The organism is Luteibacter sp. P4_D7_3 (genome assembly GCF_056401735.1).
Window position 1 is genome coordinate 22,068 of record NZ_JBFUIT010000011.1, and the last position, 19,539, is coordinate 41,606.

The following is a 19,539-nucleotide window of genomic DNA, read 5'->3' on the forward strand; positions in this document are numbered from 1 at the left end:
CTAGTTCCCCTTCGCTTGCATAAGGGTGACAGCGCGACGGATCACCGGCAGCGATGCTGCGTAGGAGAGGTCGCCGTCCGCGACCAATCGATTGACGATCTTCATCTCCACCACTTCCTTGCGCACCGCGGCGTGCAGCGACGCGCCGCCCAGCGATCGTTCGGCGAACTGGGTGTACCGGAAGGGGCCCGCGATCTTCTCCCGATGAGGATCGCCGATCTCAGATGGGCGCCTGGGTGCCATCTCGCGATGAAGTTCGTCGACGAACCATGCATAGACCGCGCGGTCTGTCGCATCGTTGAAGCACAACGGTCGCGGATCGCCACCGCCCTTGCCGGCCGTCGCCGGGTCGTGATCCCTCGCATTGAGGCAGGGGTCCACATCGAACGGCTGCTGGTCGCGATACGCCGCCGCCATGCGCCCGATGCGCAAGGCCACCGGCAAACGGGGAAGCGTGTTGTTGTGTGGCGCACCGATATCCCACTCGCGCATCGCACCGTCGAGCAGGATGGCGAGGTATTGTCGATCGAACTCGGTCGGTCGCCACTCGCGCGGGGTCGAGACCAGCCCTTGCAGGACCTCCGGGCGCAGTCCGAGCCGCCGCTGCTCAGCGACCGGCGTCGCGTCGAGCTTCTCCCGAAGCAGCTGTGCAGCAACCGCATACAACGCGCCGATAGCCGGATAGTCATGGCCGACCATGTCCCGCACACCGATCACGACGTTGGCATGAACGCCTGCCTTCGTATGACTGGGCACGCCGCGATACGTGTTGATAGGGGGACCGTAGTAGTCGTCAACGTCCGTCCAGGGCCGGCTCTTGGTGAAGCCCAGTTCGCGCTGTTTGCGCAGGCTCAGTTCACGCTGCCCGGGCACGCGGCCTTCGATGGCGAGCAGTTGTGCGGCGAGACGGACGGCGTCGTTCATGCTCGAGAGGTCGCGCTCCGCGGGTTCCGAATACGGCGACGACGGATCGACCAGTACCCAACGCGCGTAGCTCTCGTCGCTGCCGGAGAGAACGTAGGAAGCATCACCTTTCGTCCGTGCATACGCGCGGATCAGGGTCACCAGCGCGCTATGGGTCGACGGCCTGACCGCCAGCGGGAACGAGACGACGGGACGTCCCGCGACACACATGTCGGGGACCTTTCCCCGTGCCGGCGGTGCATGCGAGGGACGAAACCGTTCGCGGCCGATGAGCGAACTGCGCACGGTGGCCATATAGGCCATTTGCCTGCCATGGAACAGTGCGCTCGCCTGCGAGCCACCCCACACGTTCTCGTTCGCCACCAGGCTCAGCTCATACGCATTGGCGAAGTTGTTCAATGCCTGATCGCAGGCCAGGCACAGCGGCCCGCTGACGAAGACAGTGGCAAGACCACCCTTCTCGACCGTCCCGTCTCTGAGGTCCGTCTCCAGCGTGCGCACGGCCTTCATTTCGGCGTCCTGCAGATCCCAAGGTGCTTCCGGTCGGATCATCGGCATCTGCCAGGGCACGCGCGAGTTGGCGCCGTCCTGTGAGGTCGCCATGACTTCGCCGGGCCACGGGTCCAGCCAGTCCGGGAGATCCGGGGTCAGCAGGGTCTCCGCTCGGCTGTCGACCGAGCCCCTGCTGCCGGACATGGCGTAATACGTTCGCGAGCGCGACACGCCATCGGCGCTCTGGTAGGTGTAAAGCAGGGTGACAAAGGTGGAGCCGATCATACGCTGCTCGAACGCTCGCCACGTCTGCCCGGTCGCAGGCGCGACGCCTTGGTTGGCCCGATCGATGTATCGCGCCGACAAACCATCGGCATAAAAGCGAAAGCCATTCATCAACGCGTTCACGACATTGCCGTTGGGATCGTCGTCTACCGAGCGCCTGCCGATAACGACCGCCGCAGCGGACAGGCTCGCGACCAGGCACGACACGGCAAATCCGGTATGGACCAGGCAACGCAGATTCGAGCGCTTCATAGCGCACTCCCTCGACACATTCGGTCGACGGCAAGTTCTTCCAGCGCGGCCTGGGCCTCCGCGGAGATCCGTCCTTGCCACACCAGTTCCCGGCCCACCGTCGCCGCGACGATGTCGGTATCCAGCGAGGCATCCTGGGTGTCGCCAACGAAGGCACCCAACCATGCGGGCCGCAGCCGGTCGATGGCTTCGATCAGAGGGCCGACCGCAGACACCATGACCTCGGGATCCTCGAGCTTTGCGGCGAGATCGTCGCGCAACGCGGCGCCGTACCAGGCGAGGACGCGGCGATCGATCATGTCCGTGAAGCAAAAAGCAGATTCCGTGTCAGCCAGGCTCGTCGACGCCACGCCGGGGACGAAGGCGCCATCGTCGGAACAGGGATAGGGCGCTGTGTAGTTTTCCGAGCGATACGCCGCCGCGGCACGCGCTACGCGGACGGCCGTGGGAACCGCGCGACTGCCATAGACGGAGAGGGGACGATCGCGTGATGAGGAAAGCTCGTTCTCGAGCAGTCGCATCAGATAGGAGGTCTCCACCGCGCTCAGCGCATGCGCCCGACGCGCAGCCACCATGTGTTCAAGCGGAGCGGACCACAGGCCGGCATAGATCTCGCCCGATGCCTGTGCCGCTTCGATCTTCTCGCGCAAGAGCTGCCCCGCCAGGGCCAGATTAGCCGCGATCAACCCATTGCCGGGACCGGCGAGCAGCCGCGCCTGGACGAACAGGTCACGGTCCACGCCAGCCTTGATGATGTTCGCGGCTACCCAGGGTTTCCCCAGTTCCTCCACATGCCGCAGCGGAGGCATTTCGATACCGGGGCGTGCACGGGTCAGACCGAGATCCCAGCGGAAAATCGCCTGGGTTTGCGGGAGCGGCATGGCGAAGCCGCGCTGTCCGAGGGACGTCCACGCCGCGCGCCATGTCGCGTCCATGGTCCTTTCGCTGAGAGGCGCCAGCTCGGTATACATGTTCGTCGGATCGACCAGCGAGAGTCGCTCCACATCGGAGTCGTCGTGGAGCGGCGAAGCGGACGGCGTCAGGCGCCACAAGCGCTCGCTCATCAACTCGGCAATGAAATCACCGGCAGGTGGCTGGAGGAAATGCGCGAGCGGCACGGACGTCTGCGCTGCCGCTCCCGCGCACCAGGCGCAGGCGATCCAGACCAGGTGACGCATGCGTCGACCTTGGCGTGCTTGGGGAACGTTCGTCGACGGCATACCAGGAACTCCTTGTCCGGTAGATGCGAGTAGACGACGTAGTTCAGCAGGGAGGTGGCTCAGGCAGTAGCGGCGCGCGCCGCTGCAGCGGCACGGCAATGTCCCGCGCGCGTGTCAGGTCCCGCGTGGTTTCGCGCGGTGCGTCGCCACGGCTGTCCACGGGTCGTCGGGCCAGGGATGCCGCGGATAGCGTCCCTTGAGCTCCTTCTTTACTTCCGGATAGGTGCGGTTCCAGAAGCCGGCGAGGTCCTGTGTGACCTGGATCGGACGGCCCGCGGGCGACAACAGGTGCAGCATCACGGGCACGCGGCCGTCGCCTACACGCGGCGTATCGGCGAGGCCAAACAATTCCTGCAGTTTTACGGCGAGCACCGGCGGCGCACCGGCGTCGTCTTCGCGTGTGCCGTACTCCAGCCGACGGGTCATCCCGCTGGGCACTTTCAGTTCTTCCGGTGCATGCGCGTCGAGCGCGCGACGCTGCTCATAGTCCAGCATGGCCGACAGCGCCTCGGACAGTTCCGCCGCCTGCAGGGCTTCGAGCCGTCGCTTGCCGGAGAGATACGGCGAGAGCCAGGATTCCAGCGAACGCATCAGCGTGGCATCGGCGACGTCTGGCAGGTTCAACTCGGGACGCCATGCGTGCAGGGCCCCGATACGCGCACGGAGGCGCCGCGCGTTGTCGCTCCACGGCAGGCTGGCGATACCTCGCGCGCGAATCGCGGCGAGGAGTGCCGGCATGGCGTCATCGCCACGCACCGGAATGGCCTTGCGCGAGATCACCAGTGCATCGAAACGTCGTTCCTCGAAGGCTTCGGCGATCTGCCGCTCGTCGTCCCACCGCAACACGCGTTCGGTGATGAAACGATCCGCGTGGTCGCGCTCGAGCACGTCGGGATCGAAGGGCGCAGCGGCGAAGACCAGGCTGTCGCGAGCGTCCAGACGCAGGTCGAGGATGACCAGCCACGGCTCGCCGAGCAGCGCGCTCGCCTCGTGCAGGCGCGCACCGCGGCCGTTGGCGAGTTGGTAGCGCATCGGCTGACTATCGTCACGGCGGGCGACGCGATCGGGAAAGGCATGAACGAGAAGGTCACCGACCGCGTGCGCGTCGGGCACGCCGCTGGCGGCGGAACGAACGTCGAGTCGTCGACGCCAACCGGAAGAGGCCTTCTCGATCGCCGCGAGTGCGCCGATGTCGGCCGAGCCTGCGCGTGCACCGCGCGCTCCCGCGTCGCGCCAGAGATGCAGTGCGGCGACGCGCTGGCGGAAGTCGTCGGTGCGCCCGAGCTCCCCCCGCAGCGGCGAGCGGGCTTCGGTCAAGGCAAGCAGATCGGCGACCAGTGCGCGACGCTCCGGCGGCGTCCGCCATGCCGCGGCGGCCAGGCGCGGGGCCGCACCCAAGCCCAACATGTCGCGGCCTAACGCGGTGATCGCCGAGGTCTCGTCGAGTGCGCCGAGCCTCCGCAGCAAGTCACGCGCCTGGCTCATCGCGCCGGCCGGCGGCGCGTCCAGCCACGGCAGGTCATCACTACCCCATCCGGCCAGTTCGAGCGCGAGACCGGAAAGCTCGGCCTGTTCGATTTCCGCCGTGCGCGATGGTTCGAGACGGCGGCTTTGCGGCCATAGTCGGTAGGCCGTGCCTTCGGCGACACGACCGGCGCGACCCGCGCGCTGGTCCGCCGAAGCCTGGGAGATGTGCACGGTTTCCAGTCGCGTGAAGCCGGACTGGGGATCGAATCGCGGCTCCCTCGCGAGACCGGCGTCGACGACGGCACGGATGCCCGGCAACGTGACGCTCGATTCGGCGACATTGGTCGCAAGCACGACACGGCGCACGCCAGGGTCCGCAGGCGCCAGCGCGAGTTGCTGCTCGGCCAGCGACAGCTCACCGTGTAATGCCACTACTTCGATCGCGTCGTCGTGCTTCTCCAACATGCTGCGGGCGCGCTCGATCTCACGCCGACCCGGCAGGAAGGCAAGCACATCGCCGGGATTTTCACGCAGCGCCTGGAGCACGGTCCGCGCGAGGTGCTGCTCGGTGGTCTCCTGCGGTCGCGCAGGGGAATGCACGATGGAGACGGGGAAGCTCCGGCCGGGACTACTCAGCCGGGGCGCGTCGAGCCAGCGGGCGATGCGCTCACCATCCAGCGTTGCCGACATCACCAGCAGCCGGAGGTCAGGGCGGAGACTCGCCTGCACATCCAGCGCGAGCGCGGCCCCCAGATCGCCGGCAAGATGACGCTCGTGGAATTCGTCGAAGAGCACCGCGCCGATGCCATCCAGTGTCGGATCGTCCTGGATCATGCGRCCGAGGATGCCTTCGGTAACGACCTCGATCCGGGTACGGGGCCCCACCCGGGACTCGAAGCGGATCCGGTAGCCAACCGTCTCGCCAACCTGCTCGCCGAGCTGCGCGGCCATGAACGCCGCTGCGGCACGCGCCGCGATACGGCGCGGCTCGAGCACGATGATGCGGGCTCCCGCGAGCCACGGTGCAGCCAGCAGGGCCAACGGCACCTGGGTGGTCTTACCTGCGCCTGGCGGCGCCTCCAGGACAAGGCGTGGACGCACCGCGAGCGAAGCGACGATGTCTGGGAGGAGCGGTGTGATCGGGAAGACGGGAGTCATGCGCCGGCTATGTTACGCAAGCCGGCGCAGGATCGCCCGGAATCATCCCGCGCTGGCGGCTGGGGCCGATGCGGTCGCGGCCTCCGGCGTCGCCGCTTCGAGCGGTTGCAGCGAACGAAAGCGCTGTCGGTACTCATCGGAGACACGCTTCGCATCGTCGCCGCTGGCGATGACCTTCGGCGTGATCAGTACGATCAGTTCCGTCCGCATGAGATCTTCGTTGCGGCTGCGGAACAGGGCGCCCAGCAATGGGATGCGCGACAGTCCCGGCACCCCCGCGCGTCCACGGTTGTCGCGTTGCCTGATGAGGCCACCCAGCAACACGGTCTGCCCGCTGCGCACCGCCACCTGGGTATCCAGCTTGCGCTTCGCGATGGCGACGTTCTGTCCCGGCACAACGGCCTCGTCGGCCCGGCTGACCTCCTGGGTCACGTCCAGGTAAACCAGGCCACCCGGATTCACTCGCGGACGCACCTCGAGAATGACGCCGGTGTCCTTGTAGGTGACCTGGCCCACTTCTTTATCGCTACCCAGGCCGGGGTTGACGAAGGTCTGCGTGACGGGAATCTGGTCGCCCACCTGGATACGTGCCTTGCGGTTGTTCACCACCACCAGCGACGGCGCGGAGAGCGTCGTCGTGTTGCTGTCCGTTTCCATGGCGCGCAGCGCGACCTGGACGTTCTTGTTTACGAAGGAATAGAAGAGCGTGTCACTACCCGAAGGCTTGCCACCTCCGCTGCCTAGCGCCCACTGCTGCTTGTTGCCGGGCTGGCTCAAGTCACCGCTGCCGCCGGCGAGACCCTCGAGATACCACTGCACGCCAAAGCGGAAGTTGTCGCGAAGCACGACTTCCAGGATGCGGGTTTCGATCTGCACCTGGAGCGGAACGGCGTCGAGCCGCTCGACGGCCTGGCGAATATCGGCCCACTGCGACGGCCGCGCGTGAATCATCAACTGGTTGTTCGCATCGATCGCGGTGATGCGGATGTTGGACTTTCCATCGCCCGATGACGCCGCGGATGGCGCCTGGTAGAACGACGCGTCGCTGTCCGGGGCGACATCTGTTCCACCGCCACTGCCATCACCGAAGCCGTTGCCTCCGTCGCCCACGCTTCCTCCCAAGGCGATGCCATTGAGTCCGGGCCCTACTTGCGCGGATGAGGTGTCGCCACTGACGGCACCTCCGAAGATGTTGCCCACGTAGCGGGCCACATCCGAGGCGAGAAGGTTTCGAACGTCGTATACGAAGAGGCGCGGTTCGTTGCCGCCGCCACGGTCGATACGTTCGATCCACTCGCCCACCTGCTCGATGTGCGCGGCCTGCGTGGCGATCACGACGATCGCGTTGGTGCGTTCGATCGGGATGAACCGGATAAGCCYCGCGACAGGCGCACCGCTCTTCTGCCCGAATACGGAATCCAGCGCAGGCATCAACTCAGCCACACCGGCATTTCTCAGGCCGAAGACACCTACCGACATACCACTCACCCAATCGACATCGAAGGTGTCGATGGTTTGTGCCACGTTATCCAGTTCCTCACGCGTACCCGCGACCACCAGGACATTCCTTGCGGGATCGGACAGGAGGATGGCGTCCGTCGCCGCGAACGGCGCGAGAAGCCTGGCCATTTCCGGTGCGGCGACGAAGCGCAACGGGAATAGCCGGGCACCGAGGCCATCGCGAGGGGCATTCGCACCGAGGGTCGGCGCGAGCCGCCCGGCGACGGCCTGCGACGTGGGCACGACCGTGTATCGACCGTGCTCCCTGACGAGTGCATTGCCCGTCCACGACAGCAGGTTCTCGAGGATCGGCAAGGCGTCTTCGCGCTTGACCGGCTTGGATGTCGAGAACGATACGGTGCCGCGCACGCCGGGGGCGAGCGAGTAATTCGCATCGAGGAGATCGCCGAGGATCGCCTTGACGACAGCCTCGATCGGCTGGTCTTCGAAGTTGAGTGTGACCGCTCCCTCGYCAGCCACCGTCTGTCGAGGCTCCTTCAGCGCCTGCGGGTGGATGAAGGTTCCGCTGCCGCGACTGATTTCCCTCTGGGCCCCGGCGGGCTGCGCCGTTGACGGGGGCGATTCAGAAGCCGGGGCCAGTGGCAACGGCTCCGGTACGGGATGGTCGACGCCGGCGAGGGCTTCACGCGCGATATCGCCATAGGTCGAGCGCGTCGCGTGGGGGGCACAGCCCGTCGCGAGCAAAGCCGCCGCGACGGCGATGCCGAGATTGAGTCGCTTCATGATGTCCTTCCTTCCGTGGTGGGCGCCTCATGCGCCCGCTACTGCGAGTCCTGCGCTTGCTGCCGCTGTTGTTGTTGCTCCATGCGGCGCTTCTGTACGGCTTGTTTCAGGGCTTCGATCCTGGCTTGCTGGAGCGCGCTGTCGTCCTGTCGGGGCGGAGCATCCCGCGCCGGTGCGGCAGGCGGACGAGGCAGTGCGGGGCCGGTCATGCCGGACGCCTGCTCCACGTGCACACCGCTGCCCGAAAGGCCAGGGTTAGTGCGCGGAGGCTGGGGCGACTGTCCCGCTGCCGGTACGGCTCCCTGCCGACCTGGGTCCTTGGTCAGTGCCTCGGGAGCGGCGACCTTCAGCGTCAATTCGCGGCGCTGGCCGCCGTTGTCGAACACGGCGCTGCGGGGCGTCAGCGAGGCAAGCGTCCAGTGACCGTCGGCGAGCGCGGCGCCTTCCTTGACGCGCACCGTCATGTCCTTGCCCCGATCGCGTAGCAAGGCCATGCGCAGGTCTGAGGTCATGATGATGCCGGTCAGTTCGAGATCTCCGATGTTGCTGGATGAATCGTCCGTGTCCGCTGCCGCCACGGGTTTACGGTCAGCCATGAACAACGGTCGCTGCCAGACCTCGGCATAGCGATTCAGTGGCGAGGTGGGCGGCATCGCTGCGGCGCGCAGCTGCGGCAAGGCTTCCGGTGGCGCCGGATCGTCCCAGCGCACGCCCTGCCCTACGCCCATGGCAAAGGCGACAGCGGTGCAACCAAAGGCCAGCGCAATGATGGCGAGCACCGGCGTCAGCCGACGTTGACCGGCCGCGTTCATGTGGCCGCCTTCGCCGCGCGGGCGGCATGAATATAACCGGACACGGTGAACTGCACTTCCATCGGCGCAGCGCCACCGGCTCGCGCAGCAACGGGATTGCGATAGATGCTGAAGTCCTCGATGAAGAGGTACGGCGTTTCTTCCTCGATATCGTGAAGCACCGCGGTCATCGGCTGCACCTGGCAGCGCAGGCTGATATTCACGGTGACTTTCCGGTACGGATCACCGGCTTTCTCCTGGCTTGGTACGGGCATTTTCTGCACGACGTCGCAGGAGCCATCTTCTTTGTGGGCTGCGGCGACATCCACGATGCGCTGCATGAGCCCCGCCGCGGCAGCGTTCGTGTCGTCGCCGGCGAGAAAGGCATCGCTCCGTGTCTGGCCCTGTTCGAGCGTAGCCAGACGTTTCTCCAGCTGTGGTCGCTCGGCGATCGCGGCGGCGTATCGGCGTTGCGTGTCGCGCAGGTCATTCATGTCGCTGGCGATCGCCAATTGTGGCGATACGAACCACCAGTGGATCAACACGAAATAGCCGATGGCGATGGCTACGACCAGAAGCAGGATCGCGGCGACGCGAGATTCAGCGGGCTTCATGCGCACGGGCATCCTCCTTGATCGGGGCGGTCGGGGTCGCCGCTGCCTTCGTCGATGCGGCTGCCGGCGCGGGGGCAGACGCTGCCCTTGCAGGTGCGGCAGTCACAGGCTTCGCCATCAACGCCTTGGCCTGCATGTAGAAGCGTTCCTTGCCGGACGTGGGATCCGTCTGGATGGTGCCCTGGAAGCTCGGCTCGGCAATGCTGCGCGCTCCCTTGAGCGCGTCGATGAGGCGGGCCGCTTGCGGGCTCTGGCCCTGAAAGCCGATCTGACCCGTGGCATTGAGCGTGAAGCGCTCCAGCCAGGTGTCGTCGGGCAGCCGATGGGTGAGTTCGTCGAGTACTGGCAGGATCGACGGAGACTCGCTCTTGCGACGGACGAGGAAGCCCGAGGCGCCCGCGCTATCCATAAGACGTTGACGCAGGGCCTTCACCCGCTGTGCATCGGACTGCATGGCATCGACGTCGGCACGCATGGTCTCGAGCGCGACGTTTCGATTGTGCAGCCATGCGCCCATGGCGCCAAACAGCAGGAGCACGATGGCCGCAACCAGGGCGAGGTTCAATCGGCGTCGACGATCCACGCGGCGCGGCGCACGCGCAGGCGGCAACAGATCGACACCGGCCAGTCCGTAGCCCTGGGGGACATCGACGCGATCGGGGGCAACCCGCAAGGCCGCGAGCTCGTCGAGAAGCGGATCGAGGGAGGCACGTGGCGTGGCGGCGAGCTCGGCAACGAAGCGCCCCTCCGGGCCGCCTTCACCCAGTTCGCGCACGCCGAAGTGGATGTCCTCAGCGCGGAAGGGTGTCTGCCGGTCGATGTCGTAGCCGACCACCTGACGCAGGTTGTCGCGTGCAGCGACCGGCAGCACCAGACGACGCCGGAGCACCTGGGCGGCCGGCATGAGCAAAGCGATACGGCGATCGGCGGGATCGCACTCGTCCAGGGCACGCGCCAGCAGGGCGGCACGGTGTTCGGCGGTGTCGGCGTCGAAGGCGTCCGCGATGGACAGACTTTCGCCGGCGCGACGAAGCTGCCAGACGTCGTCGCCGCGTTCGAGGACATACCAGCGCTCGCCACCGGCGAAGGCCTGTCGCCAGCGTACCGGCAGCAGCGCCGACAACTCGCCACCCCACCAGCGCAGAAAGCCCGGCAGCACGCTGCCGCGCCAGGCACGGCGCAGGCGGTCGAGCTGAAGCTGGGAGGCATCCTGCAAAGCGGTCATTCAACATCTCCTTCGCGCCAACGCAATATCGCGTAGGGCTGGTTACCGGATCTTATCCCACGCAGTCGGACGGTCGATGTAAGGAAACTCCGAGTTCCGTCGTCAAGGATGGCCTCCGCACGTATCGTGTGCGTGACACCGTTGCCCCCGGCGACCGACGCACCGTTGGCCTGCCCGCGGGTGGCCAGGATGGCCTGGGCACCCGCCTCGCCAAGTCCGGGAATCGAAGCCAGTGCGAGCGGCTGGGCGTGCTCGGTGTTCGGTCGCTCGCGACCGGACCAGATCGTCAGGACTGGCGCGACGGCGGTCCAGATGGCCGGATCCATGCCGAGCACCATGCGCGCCTCCTCCACCGTGGCGAAGGGCCCGTTGCGCGGCCCGTACCCGAGGCCCGCTGCTTCGTACTGGGGCTTCTTCGCGCCGTTGGGCGAAGCGGCATCGCCGGGGCGGCGCCAGTCCTGGACGGCGGCGGAAAGGCTCTTCGCCTTGTCGTCGTTGGCGCCGGCCGCCTTGAACAAGCCGGTCAACACCTGGTCGGAGGCGGCGTTGAGGTCCACCTTGCCGTCTTCATCGACGACAGTGATGTTGACCTTGGCGTCATCGAACTCGAACACATAAGGGCGTCCGTCGGCAATCCAGCGCCCGTCGGGGTCGGTCGTCTGTAAACCCTCGATGGCGCGGACCATGCCTGCCTCCGCGGCATAGTGGGCACGCGTCTGGGCGAACTGGTAGCGCGCTTGCAAGCCCTCGGTTCGCGCCAGCGCGGCGAACCCGCCAAGCATGATGGCCAACAACGTGCAGCCCCACAGGACGATAAGCAGCGCGACACCTCGGTTGCGTTCACGATTCATCGAATCACCGGCCCGCGTGTGCCACGCGTCAGCGACAGACCGTTCCGCGATGCCGACGCGTCGATGCGGATGGGTGCGACGAGGGTCGGAAAGGTCACGTTGCCGCCGACATCGAGTTCGATGCGAACCAGCGACGGCGTGCGCCGCCCGTCATCCCAGCTGTCCTGCCAGTCGCCAGGGCGGTTCTGATCGTCCATGCCACGATACGAGATCGAGCCCTTGCGAATGCCACGAAGAAGGACTTCGGGCTCGCCGATCGGCTGCGGCGCGCCGCCATCCGGAGGCAACATCGCAAGAGTCACTTCGAGGCGATAACTCTGACGGCCATCGTCGACCAGCGAGACCGTCTGTAATTGCGGGCCGAGTTTCGACAGGTAACCCGGCATCGGGGCGACATACCGCAGCGTGCGCGAGGTACCGGAAAACACGATCGGATCGCCATCGTCGGTCTCGTCGAACGGCACGGCGAGCGCCTGGGCCAGTTCGCTGCGAAGAAACGTTTGCGCGGAACGGATCTCATCCATGCGCTCGATGGCCTGGTCGCCGCTACGGACGATGCGCGACGCCGTGCTGATGCCCGAGTAGACCCCGAGCAACACGATGGTCAGCAACGCCAGCGCCGCGAGCACTTCCATAAGGCTAAAACCGGCCGCGCGCCTCACGGTGAGCCGTCCGTGTTCGCGCCACCCATGCGCAGCGTTGAAAAACGCGCGTGCCGCTCGTTGTCGGCCACACCCCAGGTGACGTCCAGATCCAGCCGATACACGCGACTGGCGGTGCCGTCCGCCGGAGGTTTCACATCGGGGGTGACATAGCGCGTGACGTTCATGTGCCAGCGGTAGGTATCGTCGAAGCGCCCCTCGCTATCGCCTTCGCGCAGCGGCTCCATGACGAAGGCACCGTCAAGTAGCGTGCGCGCGCGCAGCGCCGCCTGGGTACGTTCATTGGCGCGTGCCGTGAGGCTCATGGAACTGCCCGCAACCTGCATGAGCGCGGCGAAGGCGATCGCCAGGATGGCAATGGCGGCAATGATCTCGAGCAGGCTGAACCCGCGTTGGCGACCGGGATAGCTCACTTCGAATCCACGACGCTGACGGCACCCGTGAGCCAGGCGACGTTGACGTGCCATTCCCGTTGCCCACGCGTCAGCGTAACGCGACCACCCGTCGAACTGCCGTCGGGGAAGAAGCGGATGCGTCCGGTGGTGGCGTTCGCCTGGTCCTCGCGCGCACTTGTGATCGAGACGCGCATATCCTTCGGAAGGGTGACCAACGACTTGCCCGGCGGTTTGTATGTCGATGCCGACGTATCCACCTCGAGGGCAAGGCTTTCGCCTTTGACGATCGACTGCGCACGGGTCCAGCGCAAGGCAGCAGCGAGCTCGCCACTGGCCGCATTCACGCGTGCGCTGGCGAGCCCCTGGGTAATAGGAATGGACACTGCCGCCGCCGCGATCGCGATGAGCAGGATCACGGCCAGCATTTCGAACAGCGTAAATCCGCGCGTATGCATGGCCGTGCCGGGTCGCTTACTGCCAGTTGCCGTAGTCGGCGGAATAGCCCTCGCCGCCGGACTTGCCGTCCTGACCATAGAACACGAGGTCGAAACTGCCGTGTTCGCCCGGGTAGCGATAGCCGAACGGATGGCCCCACGGATCCTTCAGGTCCGACTCCTTCGCGTAAGGACCCTGCCAGTTCTGTGCATCGGCGGGCTTGGCGACGAGGTCGCCCAGGTCGTGCGGCGGCGCGCCGTTATCGAGCGCGTAGTTTTCGACCTTCTGGCCCAGGGTGACGACCTGGGCCTTGCCCGCGCCGTACTTGCCCTTGTCGACGTTCTTGCCGACCTGGGTCACGACGATGGCGCCGATGATGCCGATCAGGACGATGACGGCGAGCATTTCGAGCAGCGTGAAGCCACGGGAGAGGCGGGGTCGAAGCGTACGTGTCGCGCGCATGGCAGAGCTCCTTGGAACGAATACGGTCAGTTGATGTTGCTGGTAAGGCTGAGCAGAGGCAGCAGGATCGCCGCCATGATGAAAGCGACCATGACGGTCATGACGATGGTGAGTGCCGGGACCAGCGCCGCCAACAGGCGATCGATGGCGCGCTTGGCTTCGACATCGAAGGTATCGGCAACCTTGAGCAGCATGGTATCGAGCGCGCCGGCCTCTTCGCCGACCTGGATCATCTGCAGCGCAAGGCGCGGGAAGCGCTCTGTCTGAGCGAGGGAGCTGCCGAGACCGGCGCCGCCCTTGACACGTTCAGCGGCCTGTTCGAGCGCCAGGTCGAGCGCGCGGTTGCCGGTGACCTGGCGAGCGATGGCCAAGGACGAAAGCAAGGGCACGCCGTTCTTCAGCAGGGTACCCAGGGTGCGTGCGATGCGTGCGGTCTCGACCTTGAGTAACAACGGCCCGGATACCCGCATGGTGAGCAGGCGCGCGTGGAAGGCCAGCTTCGCGTCGGGATCACGAAGGCGCAGGCGGATGAAGACGCCCAGGACGAAGAGCGCGAGGCCAAGCGCCCACCACCAGTCACTGATCACCGTACCCAGGGCGAGTACCACCTTGGTAATGAGTGGGATCGGCACCTGCATGTCGGCGAAGATCGGCACGAACTGCGGCACGACGTAAGCCAGCAACAGCACCAGTGAACCGAGCACGCCGACCATCAGGAAAGCGGGATAGATCAGCGCGTTGATAATGCTGCCGCGGAGCGCCTGTGCCCGTTCCAGGTAGTCGGCCAGGCGGCGCAGCGTTTCGTCGAGCGAGCCACCGGCTTCGCCCGCCCGCACGAGGCTGACATAGAGACGCGGGAAGACCCCGTTCTCTTCGTCGAGTGCCGTGGACAAGGTCGTTCCGCCGCGGACGCGGTCACGCACGCGCTCGACGAGGTTCTTCGCGCGCTCGCCTTCGGGAAGGTCGAGCAGGATGCCAAGCGCCCGATCCAGTGGCTGGCCGGCGCTGAGCAGGGTGGCGAGCTGGTGAGTGAACTGGGCGAGCTGATCCCCGGTGAACACCCCCTTGCGAAACAACGCCGCGAATCCGCCACCGCTCGCCGCGCCGTCGGCGGGTGCGGCTTCCAACGGCGTGTGGCCCTGATCCTGGAGGCGCGCAACCACGTCTTCGACGGACGCAGCTTCCATCCTGCCGGTGAGCGCTTCGCCGGCGGCACTGATAGCTCGGTAACGGAACTGGCTCATGGGAGGGCCTAGGATTCCTGGGTGACGCGAAGGACTTCTTCGATCGTGGTGACACCGGCCACCGCCTTGGCGAGGCCGTCTTCGTACATGGTGCGCATACCCTCGGCCCGCGCCTGCCGTTCGATTTCGCCGGCATCGGAACGCTGCATCACGAGGCGACGAAGCGGATCACTCATGACGAGGAATTCCATGATCGCGCGGCGGCCGCGGTAGCCGGTCGGGTTGGTCGCACTGGTTCCGGGCTTCCACAAGCGGATCGGCCGCTCGTCGGTGTACTTGTGCAGCTCGAACTGTTCAATCACCTCGGGCAGCGCCTCGTACGCGATCGCCGTTTCCGGATCCAGCCGGCGAACAAGGCGCTGGGCGAGGATGCCATTCACGGTCGAGCCAAGCAGATAATCTTCCACACCCATGTCGAGCAGGCGCGTGATGCCGCCCGACGCGCTGTTGGTATGCAGTGTGGACAGCACCAGATGCCCCGTCAGCGCCGACTGGATCGCGATGCGGCAGGTTTCGAGATCGCGCATTTCGCCGATCATGATGACGTCCGGATCCTGTCGGACGATGGAGCGAAGCGCACCGGTAAAGTCCAGGCCGATCTGCGGCTTGACCTGGATCTGGTTGATGCCTTCGATCTGGTACTCGACCGGATCTTCGACCGTGATGATCTTCACGTCCGGCGTATTGATCTGTGACAGCGCGGTGTACAGCGTCGTCGTCTTGCCGGAGCCGKTCGGGCCGGTCACCAGCAGGATGCCGTGCGGGCGGTCGAGCACTTCGACGAAACGATCGCGGAAGTTGTCGGTGAAGCCCAGCGAGGCGAAGTCGAAAATGATCGATTCGCGATCGAGGATACGCATGACCACCGATTCGCCGAAGCTGGTCGGCACCGTGGACACGCGCAGGTCCAGCTCCTTGCCTTGCACGCGCAGCTGAATGCGGCCGTCCTGGGGTAGTCGCCGCTCCGCGATGTTGAGACGGGCCATGATCTTCACGCGCGAAATAACCGCAGCGGTGGAACTCGACGGTGGCGCTTCCACTTCGTGCAGCACGCCATCGATGCGGTAGCGGACCTTGAGGTGGTTCTCAAACGGCTCGATGTGCACGTCCGACGCCCGCTGTTCCACGGCGCGCTGGAGAATGAGGTTGACCAGGCGAATCACCGGCGCTTCGGAGGCGAGATCGCGCAGGTGCTCGACATCGTCCTCTTCGGCCGCGCTGCCATCCAGGCTCTCGACAATGCTGCCCATGGCAGAACGGCCCTGGCCGTAATAGCGCTCGATGAGTCCGTCGATCTCCGAACGCAGTCCCACCCGCAGGGGCAGGTCGCGACCCGTGGCGAGCCGGACAGCCTGCAACGGATACGGGTCGGCGGGATCGGCAACCAGAAGCGCCAGACCGCCCTCGCCTTCGCGAACGGGAATGACGTGGTACTGCTTGAGGAAGCGAACCGACAGTTCGATATCGGCCGGGGGCAGGTCCGGGGCGTCTTTGGCTGCCAGCAGCGTCAGACCGAGCAATTCGGCCCAGGCATCGGCCAGATCGCGCTCCGACACCAGGCCAAGACGGGCCATCAACGAGGTAAGCGTACCCTCCGGCGTCTCGTCATGCAGGCGCCTGGCCCGCGCGAGGTCGGTGTCCTTAAGGCGGCCATGCGCCACCAGGTGCGCACAGACGTGAGCTTCTCCCGGTTCCCCGGTCAGCATATCCCTATGCTCAGTCATTGCAGACATGCCTTCCTCACGGTCCGTTAAAGCGGTCGATCCACGCGATCGATCCAGACCGCGCGGGCCGCTATTGGTAGCACATACCGTGCGTCGACGGCGACCGTGAATCCCGTGTTCCGCGACATGGCGCAACAAGCGAAAGCCGACGTCACCGCCGGCTTTCGCGCCCTTAGGGCTGACTCGTAGGATATCGCCGGGCTGATTACCAGCCGATGCCTACACCAACACCTCCTGAAGTCTCACCACCGCTGATCGCGGCGCCGAAGGTGAGAGTCGCCTTGGGACTGAGGCTGCGCGAGTAGCCGACCGACATCGCGCCTTGACCCTTGTACCCACCGACGCCCACGCCAAGCCGGTTGTCCCCGCTGACACCCTGGGTGCTGAACGCCATTTGCGACATCGCCGCACCCATGGCGCCTACCTTGTTCAGGCGGTCGTTGAGGTCGTTGAAGCGGTGGTCGACCTGGCTCTTGTACTCGTTGAAGGCCCCGCCGCTCACGACATCCCCGAACTTCTGGTCCGTGTACTGCTTGGCGCTGTTGAGGGTGGCGGCATCGCCCTGGTCGGAATAGGCCTTCGCAGTCGCCACGGCCTGATCCACCTGCCCGACATTGGCCCCGTCCGTGGGCGCGGTGCCGGCGGCGACGTTGGTGATGCGCCGTTCGGCGCCCACCGCACCCACCGACACCGTGTTGGCCTGGTCAGCGACCGATCCGGCGCCGAGCGCGACGCTGTTGGTCGCCGCCGCCGTCACCGTCGCTCCGTTGCCGACCGCCGTGCCGTTATCGGCGCCGACACTGGCGTTGTTGCCAACCGCGATGTCCGTTGGGTCTTTAGCATAGCTGCCGGTACCGATCGCGATGCCGTTGCCGGTCCCTGGCACGACGGCCTGGGCCGTCACCGGCGGCGCTGCCGCAGCAGCAGATACGACAGGCGCCACGGCGGCCGATGTGACAGCCGGTGTGACGGCGGCCGCCATGACGCCCGGACTGCTGACCGATGCCGGTGCTGCAGCGACCGCATCACGCCGAATCGGCGTCGTTCCGGTGCCGGAACCGCCTGCCGACTTCGATTCCAGACTGCCCACACGGCTGTTCAGCGATGTCAGGGCGCCGTCCAGCGCACCGACCGCGCCACCCACCGTACCGTACGAGCCCCCCTGCACCCGATAGACCGGGCCGACGAAGCCATTGGCGCCCATCGTTGCGCCACCACCCAGGGCCATCGCCATGGCGTTTCCCGCCACGTTCGAGCTGCCCGAGAAGGCGCTTGAGAGTGCCGTGTTCAACTGACCGACGTTCACCGCATCGTTCGTCTGCGTACCGGATGCCACATTGGTGATCTGACGGTTGTTTCCCGCACTGCCCACCGACACCGTGTTGGCCCGCGTCGCGAGCGATCCGTTACCGAGCGCGACCGAATTGACGCCCAGGGCCCTGGCACTGTCGCCGATGGCCGTGGCACCGGCCGCCCCGGCATTGGCCGAGGCACCGATCGCCGTCGACGACTCTTTGCTCGCGGTGGCGAAGGCACCGTTGGCGGTCGACAGGTCGCCGCTCGCGCTACTCCCCGCCCCGGTCGCGATGGCCAGTTGGCCCGTGGCGCTCGCATCGTCCGAGCCATCGGCCGCGCCAGTCGCCGATACGTAGTGGCTGGCGCTGCTCACACTGTCGGACAGGGTATTCAGCTGCTGTACGTTGACGGCATCCGTACCCTGCACGCCCCCTGCGACATTGGTGATCTGCCGTTCACTACCGCGATCACCCACCGACACCGTATTCGCGCGGGTGGCCAGCGAGTTCGAACCCAGCGCGACGCTGTTCGCGCCCAAGGCGGTCGAGAAGTCACCCACCGCGACGCTGCTGGCACCGGATGCCCAGCTATTGATACCCAGCGCGGTAGCATTTCCGCCCGGCGCGTAGGCGAAGTAACCCAGCGCCGTGCTACCGACGCCCTCGGCAGCGGCCACGCCACCGAGCGCCGTGGCGTAATCCGCCGTGGCCTGCGCACCCGCGCCGAACGCGGCGGCACTGTCACCCGTCGCACCGGTATAGATCAGGCCCACACCCGGCAGGTTGCTCGGCCCACCGACGGCTACCGAGCCCGCACCCGAAGCCGTCGTCGATGTACCCACGGCCGTCGCGTAGTCGCCGGTGGCGTTGGCGACGGCACCCAGGGCCGTGGACTGTGCACCACTGGCGTAGGCGCCGACACCGACCGAGGTCGCTGCGAAGCCGCCTGCCTGGGAGCTTGCGCCAACCGCCGTACCGCCGACGCCTGCGCTGGTCGCGCCGGTGTCGACGGGGTTTCCATTGCTGTCTGAGATAAGGGGGTTACCGTCCTCATCGACGGCATTGCCTCCGACCGCGACGCTGCCAGCACCCGTCGCCTGTGCACCCGCACCGAAGGCAGCGCTGTTCATGCCACTGGCGGTGCTGCCGTAACCGTTCGCCGTGGCGAACTGGTTCACCGCATTGGCGCCCGCACCTGTCGCCGTCGCACCGGTACCCGACGCGAAAGCGCCCGACCCCGCCGCCGTGGCCAAATCACCCACCGCCTGCGCATCGTCGCTACCGTCGTTGAGGCCGTTCGCCTTGAAGTAGTGACTGGCGTCGCTTACGCCACCCGCCAATGCATCGAGCTGGCCCTTGTTCACCGCATCGGTGGTTTCGGTACCCGCGGCGACGTTGGTGATCTGACGCTCGCTACCCGCACTGCCTACCGAGACGGCGTTCGCGCGGTCAGCCAGTGAACCGGCACCGAGGGCGACCGAATTTGCCGCCGACGCGTAGGATGACTCGCCGATGGCCGTGCTACTCGCACCGTCGGCCTGCGCAACGGCGCCATACGCAGCGCTGTTCTGCCCCGTGGCGACGCTGCCGTAACCCGTCGCTGTCGCGTTGACGCCCGTCGCTACCGCACCACTACCGGTCGCCGTGGCACCATCAGCGCCGGCGAGAGCACCGGAACCCGAAGCCGTTGCGTACTGGCCAGTTGCTTGCGCATCGTCGCTGCCGTCGTTCAGACCGTTCGCCTTGAAGTAGCGCGTGGCGCCACTCACCGACGAATCGAGCTGGCCCTTGTTCACCGC

The 19,539-nt window shown here is 66.3% G+C and carries 15 protein-coding genes and 1 pseudogene; all 16 read right to left on the reverse strand.

What is annotated here, in order from left to right; all coding sequences use genetic code 11:
• A complete protein-coding gene (locus AC1DSN_RS02545; RefSeq protein WP_477296147.1) occupies positions 1-1,953 on the reverse strand; it encodes a hypothetical protein in 1,953 nt (650 codons plus the stop codon).
• Complete coding sequence (locus AC1DSN_RS02550) at positions 1,950-3,131, reverse strand: hypothetical protein (RefSeq protein ID WP_213949834.1); 1,182 nt, start codon at positions 3,129-3,131, stop codon at positions 1,950-1,952. Before AC1DSN_RS02550 ends, AC1DSN_RS02545 begins: the two co-directional genes overlap by 4 nt.
• Positions 3,132-3,287: 156 nt before the next feature.
• Entirely contained in the window at positions 3,288-5,798 is a 2,511-nt protein-coding gene (gene hrpB / locus AC1DSN_RS02555; RefSeq protein ID WP_477296148.1) for an ATP-dependent helicase HrpB, read from the reverse strand.
• A gap of 42 nt (positions 5,799-5,840) precedes the next feature.
• Positions 5,841-8,042 carry a type II secretion system secretin GspD gene (gene gspD, locus AC1DSN_RS02560; RefSeq protein WP_477329479.1) on the reverse strand — a complete coding sequence of 734 codons (2,202 nt, stop codon included), beginning with the start codon at positions 8,040-8,042 and terminating at the stop codon, positions 5,841-5,843.
• 38 nt (positions 8,043-8,080) lie between these two features.
• Positions 8,081-8,854 carry a hypothetical protein gene (locus tag AC1DSN_RS02565; protein ID WP_063570372.1) on the reverse strand — a complete coding sequence of 258 codons (774 nt, stop codon included), beginning with the start codon at positions 8,852-8,854 and terminating at the stop codon, positions 8,081-8,083.
• Positions 8,851-9,447 (reverse strand): type II secretion system protein GspM, encoded by a 597-nt coding sequence (gene gspM, locus AC1DSN_RS02570; RefSeq protein WP_231873815.1) that lies wholly within the window; start codon positions 9,445-9,447, stop codon positions 8,851-8,853. The genes AC1DSN_RS02565 and gspM overlap by 4 nt, the downstream gene beginning before the upstream one ends.
• A complete protein-coding gene (locus tag AC1DSN_RS02575) occupies positions 9,434-10,672 on the reverse strand; it encodes a PilN domain-containing protein (protein WP_477295059.1) in 1,239 nt (412 codons plus the stop codon). The genes gspM and AC1DSN_RS02575 overlap by 14 nt, the downstream gene beginning before the upstream one ends.
• Positions 10,669-11,523: a type II secretion system minor pseudopilin gene (locus AC1DSN_RS02580; protein ID WP_063570375.1), complete on the reverse strand. Its 855-nt coding sequence runs from the start codon at positions 11,521-11,523 to the stop codon at positions 10,669-10,671. The genes AC1DSN_RS02575 and AC1DSN_RS02580 overlap by 4 nt, the downstream gene beginning before the upstream one ends.
• On the reverse strand, positions 11,520-12,185 hold the full coding sequence (locus AC1DSN_RS02585; RefSeq protein ID WP_063570376.1) for a prepilin-type N-terminal cleavage/methylation domain-containing protein: 666 nt from the start codon (positions 12,183-12,185) through the stop codon (positions 11,520-11,522). The genes AC1DSN_RS02580 and AC1DSN_RS02585 overlap by 4 nt, the downstream gene beginning before the upstream one ends.
• A complete protein-coding gene (locus tag AC1DSN_RS02590; RefSeq protein WP_477295056.1) occupies positions 12,182-12,598 on the reverse strand; it encodes a prepilin-type N-terminal cleavage/methylation domain-containing protein in 417 nt (138 codons plus the stop codon). The genes AC1DSN_RS02585 and AC1DSN_RS02590 overlap by 4 nt, the downstream gene beginning before the upstream one ends.
• On the reverse strand, positions 12,595-13,035 hold the full coding sequence (locus AC1DSN_RS02595; protein ID WP_063570378.1) for a GspH/FimT family protein: 441 nt from the start codon (positions 13,033-13,035) through the stop codon (positions 12,595-12,597). The genes AC1DSN_RS02590 and AC1DSN_RS02595 overlap by 4 nt, the downstream gene beginning before the upstream one ends.
• Positions 13,036-13,051: 16 nt before the next feature.
• Positions 13,052-13,477: a type II secretion system major pseudopilin GspG gene (gene gspG, locus AC1DSN_RS02600; protein ID WP_082878826.1), complete on the reverse strand. Its 426-nt coding sequence runs from the start codon at positions 13,475-13,477 to the stop codon at positions 13,052-13,054.
• A gap of 26 nt (positions 13,478-13,503) precedes the next feature.
• A complete protein-coding gene (gspF, locus tag AC1DSN_RS02605; RefSeq protein ID WP_477295053.1) occupies positions 13,504-14,721 on the reverse strand; it encodes a type II secretion system inner membrane protein GspF in 1,218 nt (405 codons plus the stop codon).
• Positions 14,722-14,729: 8 nt separating this feature from the next.
• Positions 14,730-16,445 carry a type II secretion system ATPase GspE gene (gene gspE, locus AC1DSN_RS02610; RefSeq protein WP_477329481.1) on the reverse strand — a complete coding sequence of 572 codons (1,716 nt, stop codon included), beginning with the start codon at positions 16,443-16,445 and terminating at the stop codon, positions 14,730-14,732.
• 205 nt (positions 16,446-16,650) lie between these two features.
• Complete coding sequence (locus AC1DSN_RS02615) at positions 16,651-18,039, reverse strand: YadA family autotransporter adhesin (protein ID WP_477329483.1); 1,389 nt, start codon at positions 18,037-18,039, stop codon at positions 16,651-16,653.
• Between the two features lie 21 nt (positions 18,040-18,060).
• Positions 18,061-19,431, reverse strand: a pseudogene (locus AC1DSN_RS02620) (YadA family autotransporter adhesin); the annotation flags it as partial.
• Positions 19,432-19,539: the final 108 nt, after the last annotated feature.

Coding starts and splice junctions, on each gene's coding strand:
- AC1DSN_RS02545 (WP_477296147.1), bottom strand. CDS start 1,953: ATGAAGCGCTCGAATCTGCGTTGCCTGGTCCATACCGGATTTGCCGTG.
- AC1DSN_RS02550 (WP_213949834.1), bottom strand. CDS start 3,131: ATGCGTCACCTGGTCTGGATCGCCTGCGCCTGGTGCGCGGGAGCGGCA.
- AC1DSN_RS02565 (WP_063570372.1), bottom strand. CDS start 8,854: ATGAACGCGGCCGGTCAACGTCGGCTGACGCCGGTGCTCGCCATCATT.
- gspM (WP_231873815.1), bottom strand. CDS start 9,447: ATGAAGCCCGCTGAATCTCGCGTCGCCGCGATCCTGCTTCTGGTCGTA.
- AC1DSN_RS02575 (WP_477295059.1), bottom strand. CDS start 10,672: ATGACCGCTTTGCAGGATGCCTCCCAGCTTCAGCTCGACCGCCTGCGC.
- AC1DSN_RS02580 (WP_063570375.1), bottom strand. CDS start 11,523: ATGAATCGTGAACGCAACCGAGGTGTCGCGCTGCTTATCGTCCTGTGG.
- AC1DSN_RS02595 (WP_063570378.1), bottom strand. CDS start 13,035: ATGCATACGCGCGGATTTACGCTGTTCGAAATGCTGGCCGTGATCCTG.
- gspG (WP_082878826.1), bottom strand. CDS start 13,477: ATGCGCGCGACACGTACGCTTCGACCCCGCCTCTCCCGTGGCTTCACG.
- gspF (WP_477295053.1), bottom strand. CDS start 14,721: ATGAGCCAGTTCCGTTACCGAGCTATCAGTGCCGCCGGCGAAGCGCTC.